We start from the raw sequence: 10,382 nt of genomic DNA, 5'->3' as shown, positions 1-10,382 counted from the left end.
CCAGTAAAGGAAACAGTCAAACCTTCGCGCGGCGTTTCTTCATCAGTCGCAGTGAAGCGGCCAGCGACGGTGCCCGCTGTAGCGGAGTTCTCGTCGATGGTGACTGGCGCAACGCTAATGACCGGCACGTCGTTGTGCAGGATGACGGTCGGTTGACCAGTGCCATTGGAGCTAAGCCCCTCAGGGTCGGTAACCGTCAGATCAATCTTCGGCAGTTGATTGCCGGCGTTAACGAAGTCGGCGCCTTTTTGCGTCAACACAACGTTGTTGCCAGACAGGCTGTAGTAACCGTCTACGTTGCTGTTGCCGGTGAAGGAAACAGTCAGGCCCTCGCGTGGTGTTTCTTCATCAGTCGCGGTGAAGCGGCCAGCGACGGTACCCGCTGTAGCGGAGTTCTCGTCGATGGTGACTGGCGCAACGCTGATGACCGGCACGTCGTTATGCAGAGTGACCGTCGGCTGGCCAGTGCCATTGGAGCTGAGCCCCTCTGGATCGGTAACCGTCAGATCAATCTTCGGCAGTTGATTACCGGCGTTAACAAAGTCCGCGCCCTTCTGGGTCAGCACAACGTTGTTGCCAGACAGGCTGTAGTAGCCGTCAGCATTGCTGTTGCCGGTGAAGGAGACAGTCAGACCTTCGCGTGGCGTTTCTTCATCGGTCGCAGTGAAGCGGCCAGCGACGGTACCCGCTGTAGCAGAGTTCTCGTCGATGGTGACTGGCGCGACGCTGATCACTGGCACGTCGTTGTGCAGCGTGATGGTCGGTTGACCAGTGCCATTGGAGCTGAGCCCCTCAGGATCGGTAACCGTCAGGTCGATCTTCGGCAGTTGATTGCCGGCGTTAACGAAGTCGGCGCCCTTCTGGGTCAACACAACGTTGTTGCCGGACAGGCTGTAGTAGCCATCCACGTTGCTGTTTCCAGTAAAGGAAACAGTCAAACCTTCGCGCGGCGTTTCTTCATCAGTCGCAGTGAAGCGGCCAGCGACGGTGCCCGCAGTAGCGGAGTTCTCGTCGATGGTGACTGGCGCGACGCTGATGACCGGCACGTCGTTGTGCAGGATGACGGTCGGCTGCCCAGTGCTGTGAGAGTTCAAGCCTTCAGGGTCAGTGACGGTCAGGTCAATCTTCGGCAGTTGATTGCCGGCGTTAACGAAGTCAGCGCCTTTTTGAGTCAGCACAACGTTGTTGCCGGACAGACTGTAGTAGCCGTCTGCGTTGCTGTTGCCCGTAAAGGAAACAGTCAGGCCTTCGCGAGACGTTTCTTCATCGGTCGCGGTGAAACGACCTGCGACGGTACCCGCTGTAGCGGAGTTCTCGTCGATGGTTTCTGGGGCAACGCTGATGACCGGCACGTCGTTATGCAGAGTGACAGTAGGCTGACCAGTGCCATTGGAGCTAAGCCCCTCTGGATCGGTAACCGTCAGGTCAATCTTCGGCAGTTGATTGCCGGCGTTAACAAAATCCGCGCCCTTCTGGGTCAGCACAACGTTGTTGCCGGAGAGGCTGTAGTAACCGTCTACGTTGCTGTTGCCCGTAAAGGAAACAGTCAAACCTTCGCGTGGTGTTTCTTCATCAGTCGCAGTGAAGCGGCCAGCGACGGTGCCCGCAGTAGCGGAGTTTTCATCGATGGTTTCTGGGGAAACGCTGATGACCGGCACATCGTTGTGCAGAGTGACAGTTGGTTGACCGGTGCCGTTGGAGTTCAGGCCTTCAGGGTCAGTGACAGTCAGGTCAATCTTCGGCAGTTGATTGCCGGCGTTAACGAAGTCAGCGCCTTTTTGAGTCAGTACAACGTTATTGCCAGACAGGCTGTAGTAGCCGTCAGCATTGCTGTTACCCGTGAAGGAAACAGTCAGGCCTTCGCGAGGCGTTTCTTCATCGGTCGCGGTGAAACGACCTGCGACGGTACCCGCTGTAGCGGAGTTCTCGTCGATGGTTTCTGGGGAAACGCTGATGACCGGCACGTCGTTATGCAGAGTGACAGTAGGCTGACCAGTGCCATTGGAGCTAAGCCCCTCTGGATCGGTAACCGTCAGGTCAATCTTCGGCAGTTGATTACCGGCGTTAACAAAATCCGCGCCCTTCTGGGTCAGTACAACGTTGTTGCCGGACAGGCTGTAGTAGCCGTCAGCATTGCTGTTACCCGTGAAGGAAACAGTCAGGCCTTCGCGAGACGTTTCTTCATCGGTCGCGGTGAAACGACCTGCGACGGTACCCGCTGTAGCGGAGTTCTCGTCGATGGTTTCTGGGGAAACGCTGATGACCGGCACGTCGTTGTGCAGAGTAACGGTCGGCTGGCCGGTGCCGTTGGAGTTCAGGCCTTCTGGATCAGTGACGGTCAGATCGATTTTCGGCAGTTGATTACCGGCGTTAACAAAATCTGCACCTTTCTGAGTCAACACAACGTTGTTATCAACGATGGCGTAGTAGCCATCCGCGTTGCTGTTGCCGGTGAAGGAGACGGTCAGGCCTTCGCGTGGCGTCTCTTCATCGGTCGCAGTGAAGCGACCTGCGACGGTACCCGCCGTAGCGGAGTTCTCGTCGATGGTTTCTGGGGAAACGCTGATGACCGGCACGTCGTTATGCAGAGTGACAGTAGGCTGACCAGTGCCATTGGAGCTAAGCCCCTCAGGATCGGTAACCGTCAGGTCAATCTTCGGCAGTTGATTACCGGCGTTAACAAAATCCGCGCCCTTCTGGGTCAGCACAACGTTGTTGCCAGATAGGCTGTAGTAACCGTCTACGTTGCTGTTGCCCGTAAAGGAAACAGTCAAACCTTCGCGTGGGGTTTCTTCGTCAGTCGCAGTGAAGCGGCCAGCGACGGTACCCGCAGTAGCGGAGTTTTCATCGATGGTTTCTGGGGAAACGCTGATGACCGGCACATCGTTGTGCAGAGTGACAGTAGGCTGACCAGTGCCATTGGAGCTAAGCCCCTCTGGATCGGTAACCGTCAGATCAATCTTCGGCAGTTGATTGCCGGCGTTAACAAAATCCGCGCCCTTCTGGGTCAGCACAACGTTGTTGCCGGAGAGGCTGTAGTAACCGTCTACGTTGCTGTTGCCCGTAAAGGAAACAGTCAAACCTTCGCGTGGTGTTTCTTCATCAGTCGCGGTGAAGCGGCCAGCGACGGTACCCGCAGTAGCGGAGTTTTCATCGATGTTTTCTGGGGAAACGCTAATGACCGGCACGTCGTTATGCAGAGTGACAGTAGGCTGACCAGTGCCATTGGAGCTGAGCCCCTCAGGATCGGTAACCGTCAGGTCGATCTTCGGCAGTTGATGGCCAGCGTTAACGAAGTCCGCGCCCTTTTGCGTCAGTACAACGTTATTGCCGGACAGGCTGTAGTAACCGTCTACGTTGCTGTTGCCGGTGAAGGAAACAGTCAAACCTTCGCGTGGCGTTTCTTCATCAGTCGCAGTGAAGCGGCCAGCGACGGTGCCCGCTGTGGCAGAGTTTTCATCAATGGTGACTGGCGCGACACTGATCAGCGGCACGTCGTTTACCAACGTCACATCCGGCGTGGCAGTAGCGTGCGAGCTGCCTTTATCGGCATCGGTCACGGTCAGATCAATCGCAGGCAGCTTATTACCCGCGTTGACGAAGTTTGCACCCGCCAGGGTCAACACCACAGCATTGCCAAGAAGGGTGTAGTAGCCATCTTTGTTGCTGTCGCCGGTGAAGCCGACTTTCAGCTCAGCAACCGGTGTCTCGACATCGCTGACGGTAAAGTGACCGGCAACGGTGCCTTCAGCCACGGCACCTTCCTGCAGCGGGTTCGCCACGACATCTATGACGGGCAGATCGTTGACCGCAATCACATTGATCGGCAGCGTAATCGACTTGGAAACCGCAGCAGCATCGCCATCCTGCGCAGTGGCGGTCACCGTGAGGTTCACCAGGCCATTGGCGTTTTGTGCCGGGGTGAAGACCAGAGTGGCCTTGTCCCACAGGCTGATGTCGACACTGTGAACGTCAGCGCTGGCAGTAAACGTATGACCCGTTTTGCCATCGGTGATGGTCGCACCTTCCGGAATACCGCTGATTTCCAGCTTGAGCGTCTCGGAGCCATCCTTGTCGGTGGCGTAAGCGTCAATGGCCGACAATTTGATGGCGTGGTCTTCCAGGCCGGTGTTCAGCACCTGGGTGACGCTGATGTTGTCCAACACGCCGCCGAGGGAGTTGTTGGTCTCGCCGGCCGGGGCCTTGAATTCAAGCTTGGCATCACCGTCAGCGGTGACCGGCACCACGAAGGTGTAGGTCTTCATGCCAACGACGGTGGTGTCCAGGGTGCCGACTTTGACGCCGCCCCAGAACACATCGATGACCGAATTGGTCTCAGCCCCGGCGCGCGGGGAGTAGTCCACCGAAATGCTGTACGCCGTGCCGCTTTCGGCCTTGATGATGGTGTACAGGCTGGCGTCGTCGCCGGCATTTTTCTCGAGTTCGATGACCTGGCTGTTGCCTGGGGTCTCTACGCCATAAATGCTGCTTTGGCCGATTTCGACTTTGCCGTCGCTATTGCCGGTCAACCATTGGGTGGCTGGAGTGGCGCCGTTGCCGGCCGCATTGTTGGCATCGCCGACAGCGACGGTGCTCCACGAACCGTTGAGGTGCGCGCTGTCGAAGTTGATCGAGGTGACGGTACCGCCACCGAGCAGGTTCAGGTACGGCGCGTCGGTGACCGGAGCGATCGTCACTGGGGCAGTGGTTTCAGCGCTGGCTTTACCGCCATTGTCGACTGCCGTGAAGGTGACCGACGTTGTGCCGCTCCAGTCAGCAGTCGGGGAGAAGTAGACCGCCGCCTTGCCATCGGCACCCGCGGGTACCGAATCGCCGACTTTGAGTTCGGTTGTCAGGCTGGCGTCACTGTACAGCTTGCCGTTATCCGGCAACGTCTTGATGACGAAGTTGGCGACGGAGCCGTCCACATCGGCGCCGCTCAGGACGATCGTGGCCGCATGGTCTTCGTCAGCGCCGGCAGCGTTAGCCGATGCAGTCGGGGCGTCGTTGAACAGCTCGACGGTGACCTTGCCAGTGGCGCTGGCGGTTTCCGGCGGCTCACGGTCGAGGTTGCCTCCACCGTTATCGGTGACGTCGATAGTGACAGTGCGATCAGTGCCAACCGGATTGTTACCCGGGGCCTGGAAGGTGATCGCTTCAACCAGCTTGATGAAGTCGGCAGCGCTGCTACCGGCTGGCGAGTTGCTGGTCAGGGTGTAGATGATTTTTCCATCGGCGGCGCTGCCGCTTTCGGTGATGGTGATACCGGCAATGGCGAGCGCCTTGAGCACGTCGGCGTTGCTGAGCAGGTCACCGGACACCAGGTGATCAACCGTGACCACCACTTTGCTGAAGGTTTTGTTGTCGACGTCTGTGATGCTCAGGTTGTCGACCAGTGCCACCGCCGCTTTTTGCTCGACAAACGTGGTGCTGTCAAAACTGACCACCGGTTTATCGTTGACCGGAACCACGTAGACCACGGAGGTCACCGGAGCCGAGTCCGAATGGCCGTCGTTCACGGTGATGGTCAGGTTGCGATTGGCCGGGCTCGGGTCTTCGCTTTCGCTGGCGAAGTGCACAGAACGCAGGACTTCCTGGTATTCGGCCTTCGTGGCTTCGCCGGACAGGGTCAGTACGCCAGTGCCCTTGTCATAGTTGACGGTGATTTTGGTGTTGCTGACATCTGCGATCAATACGTCGTCGGTCAAGTGGTTGACCAGCGTAACTTTGGCACTTTTCAGGGTGTCGCTGTCGACGTCGGTGATGGTCAGGTTCGCGGCAACGTAGCCGCCTGGCTTGCCTTCGATGTAGGTGTCGCCAAATGCGTTGGTCGAACCGTTACCCAATACAGGGGCGTCATCGACCGCCGTGACCACGATGCTGATTTTGCCGGTCGTAACTTCTTCAACGTTGGTGCTCAACTCTTTGGCCGTAGCCGTCACGGTCAGGTCGAAACTGGCCGTGGAATCCTTGAACGGTGTAACGGTCAGGGTGCTCAGGTTCCAGGTGCTCACGTCGTACAGCGTGTTCGCGCCGGTCGAGACGATGCTATGGCCCGTGGTGCCATCGGTGAGTACGGCGCCTTCCGGCAGGCCGCTGATTTCAACCTTATGGGCTTCCGAGCCGTCGTTGTCGACAAACGTGGCAGTAATCGGCGCGATCTTGATCGCGGTGTCTTCCAGGCCGTGGTTGTAGACGTTGCCGGTGTAATAGCCTTCGCCATTCACCACATGGCTGTCACCGAGCACCATGCCGGCGGCTTCCAATGCTGCTGCACTGGTGTAGGTCTGCACACCGCTGCTGCCCAGCGACACCGACGGGCCGTTGTTGATCGACACGTTGACGTCGTAGTTGCCCGGACCGTTCTGGTTGTAGTGGTAGATGTCGAGGGTGTAATAACCCGACTCGGTCGGCGTATAGGACGACCCGCCAATCCCGCTGCCCTGGCTCCAGGTCTCGGAAGCGACCAGCTTCCCGCCCACGGTGATTGCCAGGCTATCGTCGGCAGTACCGGTGAAGGTGTAGCTCTGACCGGCTTCCAGGTAAACCAGGCCCGACACTTTGGTCGCGGTGCCTTCGGCCACATTCCCGTTGCTCACATTGCTGGTCACACCTGTGGAGGCGGCGCTATCAGCGGTTTGGGCGTTGATCACCTTAATCAGGGTGCTGGACTCGGTGACGCCTTGGCCATTGGTGCCCAAGGCACCTGGCAAGTTGCTGCCGGTCCAGGTTTGAATGGTCAAACCGGTTGGCACTTGGCCGATGTTCAGGATTGGCACATCCGTCACCGGGTGGATATCCACGGTGATGGTTTTGGTCTCGCTGTAGGAGTTGCCGTCAGTCGCCTGGAACTTCAGCTCGGTGTAATCACCTTGCTTGTTACCCACGCCGGTGCCGCCGAAGCTGTTGTCGCCCGACTCATTGGCCGCCGGGCTGTAACGCACGTCGTGGTTATCGAAATCAGCCTGGGTGAAGGCCTTGCCCGGCGAGGTGTCAGTTTTCAGATCGGCCGTGGTGAGCTTGACCCACTCACCGTTGACTTTGTATTCGATGGAACCGGCAGGCAGGCTGGTGAACACCACTGCCGGACTCGTGGAATCCTCATCGTGTACGCCAAAAGTCCCCCAGGTCAGCTCGATTGGGGTGTCTTCGTTGCTCTCGATATGGTTATCGGCGGCGGTTGGGGTGTCGTCGACCAGGGTGACGGTTGGTTGACCGGTGCCATTGGAGCTGGCGCCTTCTGGGTCGGTGACGGTCAGGTCGATTTTCGGCAGTTGATTGCCGGCGTTAACGAAGTCAGCGCCCTTCTGAGTCAGCACAACGTTGTTATCAACGATGGCGTAGTAGCCGTCCGCGTTGCTGCTGCCGGTGAAAGAGACAGTCAAACCTTCGCGTGGGGTTTCTTCGTCGGTCGCGGTGAAGCGGCCAGCGACGGTGCCCGCCGTAGCGGAGTTCTCATCGATGGTTTCTGGGGAAACGCTGATGACCGGCACATCGTTGTGCAGGGTAACGGTCGGCTGGCCGGTGCCGTTGGAGTTCAGGCCTTCTGGATCAGTGACGGTCAGATCGATTTTCGGCAGTTGATTGCCGGCGTTAACGAAATCCGCGCCTTTCTGGGTCAGTACAACGTTGTTGCCGGAGAGGCTGTAGTAACCGTCAGCATTGCTGTTGCCGGTGAAAGAGACAGTCAAACCTTCGCGTGGCGTTTCTTCGTCGGTCGCGGTGAAGCGGCCAGCGACGGTGCCCGCTGTGGCGGAGTTTTCGTCGATGGTTTCTGGGGAAACGCTGATGACCGGCACGTCGTTGTGCAGGGTAACGGTCGGTTGGCCGGTGCCGTTGGAGTTCAGGCCTTCAGGATCAGTGACGGTCAGGTCAATCTTCGGCAGTTGATTGCCGGCGTTAACGAAGTCAGCGCCTTTCTGGGTCAGTACAACGCTATTGCCGGACAGGCTGTAGTAGCCGTCTGCGTTGCTGTTGCCGGTGAAGGAGACAGTCAAACCTTCGCGTGGGGTTTCTTCATCGGTCGCGGTGAAGCGGCCAGCGACGGTGCCCGCAGTGGCGGAGTTCTCATCGATGGTTTCTGGGGAAACGCTGATGACCGGCACATCGTTGTGCAGAGTGACGGTCGGCTGGCCAGTGCCGTTGGAGTTCAGGCCTTCAGGGTCAGTGACGGTCAGATCGATCTTCGGCAGTTGATTGCCGGCGTTAACGAAGTCAGCGCCTTTCTGGGTCAGTACAACGTTATTGCCGGACAGGCTGTAGTAGCCGTCTGCGTTGCTGTTGCCGGTGAAGGAGACAGTCAGGCCTTCGCGTGGGGTTTCTTCATCGGTCGCGGTGAAGCGGCCAGCGACGGTGCCCGCAGTAGCGGAGTTTTCATCGATGGTTTCTGGCGCGACGCTGATCACTGGCACGTCGTTGTGAAGAGTGACGGTTGGCTGGCCGGTGCCGTTGGAATTCAGGCCTTCAGGATCAGTGACGGTCAGGTCAATCTTCGGCAGTTGATTGCCGGCGTTAACAAAGTCCGCGCCCTTCTGGGTCAGCACGACGTTGTTATCAACGATGGCGTAGTAGCCGTCCGCGTTGCTGTTGCCGGTGAAGGAGACAGTCAAACCTTCGCGTGGCGTTTCTTCATCAGTCGCGGTGAAGCGGCCAGCGACGGTGCCCGCTGTGGCGGAGTTTTCGTCGATGGTTTCTGGGGAAACGCTGATGACCGGCACATCGTTGTGCAGGGTAACGGTCGGCTGGCCGGTGCCGTTGGAGTTCAGGCCTTCTGGATCAGTGACGGTCAGATCGATTTTCGGCAGTTGATTGCCGGCGTTAACGAAGTCGGCGCCTTTTTGAGTCAGTACAACGTTATTGCCGGACAGGCTGTAGTAGCCATCAGCATTGCTGTTACCCGTGAAGGAGACGGTCAGGCCTTCGCGTGGGGTTTCTTCGTCGGTCGCAGTGAAGCGGCCAGCGACGGTACCCGCAGTAGCGGAGTTTTCATCGATGGTTTCCGGGGAAACGCTGATGACCGGCACGTCGTTGTGCAGAGTAACGGTCGGCTGGCCAGTGCCGTTGGAGTTCAGGCCTTCAGGGTCAGTGACGGTCAGGTCAATCTTCGGCAGTTGATTGCCGGCGTTAACGAAGTCAGCGCCCTTCTGTGTCAGCACGACGTTGTTATCAACGATGGCGTAGTAACCATCAGCATTGCTGTTACCCGTGAAGGAGACGGTCAGGCCTTCGCGTGGGGTTTCTTCGTCGGTCGCGGTGAAGCGGCCAGCGACGGTACCCGCCGTAGCGGAGTTTTCATCGATGGTTTCCGGGGAAACGCTGATGACCGGCACATCGTTGTGCAGAGTGACGGTCGGCTGACCGGTGCCGTTGGAGTTCAGGCCTTCTGGGTCAGTGACAGTCAGGTCAATCTTCGGCAATTGATTGCCGGCGTTAACGAAGTCAGCGCCCTTCTGGGTCAACACGACGTTGTTATCAACGATGGCGTAGTAGCCGTCGGCATTGCTGTTGCCGGTGAAGGAAACAGTCAGGCCTTCGCGTGGGGTTTCTTCGTCCGTAGCGGTGAAGCGGCCAGCGACGGTGCCCGCCGTAGCGGAGTTTTCATCGATGGTTTCTGGGGAAACGCTGATGACCGGCACGTCGTTGTGCAGAGTAACGGTCGGCTGGCCAGTGCCGTTGGAGTTCAGGCCTTCAGGGTCAGTGACGGTCAGGTCAATCTTCGGCAGTTGATTGCCGGCGTTAACGAAGTCAGCACCTTTTTGCGTCAGTACAACGTTGTTGCCGGACAGGCTGTAGTAGCCATCAGCATTGCTGTTACCCGTGAAGGAGACGGTCAGGCCTTCGCGTGGGGTTTCTTCATCGGTCGCGGTGAAGCGGCCGGCGACGGTGCCCGCTGTAGCGGAGTTTTCATCGATGGTTTCTGGGGAAACGCTGATGACCGGCACGTCGTTATGCAGGGTAACGGTCGGTTGGCCGGTGCCGTTGGAGTTCAGGCCTTCTGGGTCAGTGACAGTCAGGTCAATTTTCGGCAGTTGATTGCCGGCGTTGACGAAGTCAGCGCCCTTCTGTGTCAGCACGACGTTGTTATCAACGATGGCGTAGTAACCATCAGCATTGCTGTTACCCGTGAAGGAAACAGTCAAACCTTCGCGTGGGGTTTCTTCGTCGGTCGCGGTGAAGCGACCTGCGACGGTGCCCGCCGTAGCGGAGTTCTCATCGATGGTTTCTGGCGCGACGCTGATCACTGGCACGTCATTGTGAAGAGTGACGGTCGGCTGGCCAGTGCCGTTGGAGTTCAGGCCTTCAGGGTCAGTGACGGTCAGATCGATTTTCGGCAGTTGATTGCCGGCGTTAACGAAGTCGGCGCCTTTTTGAGTCAGTACAAC

General features: G+C 58.2%; 1 protein-coding gene. It reads right to left on the bottom strand.

Annotated elements, in window-relative coordinates; translation table 11 throughout:
* Positions 1 to 10,382, bottom strand: a 10,382-nt coding sequence (locus AC07OT_RS27845) for a beta strand repeat-containing protein (protein ID WP_495109588.1), incomplete at both ends; no start/stop codon positions are given.

This window comes from Pseudomonas sp. GW821-FHT09C10, from assembly GCF_059418085.1.
The sequence above is the reverse complement of the archived record's forward strand: the minus strand, read 5'-3'. Positions and strand labels throughout refer to the sequence as shown.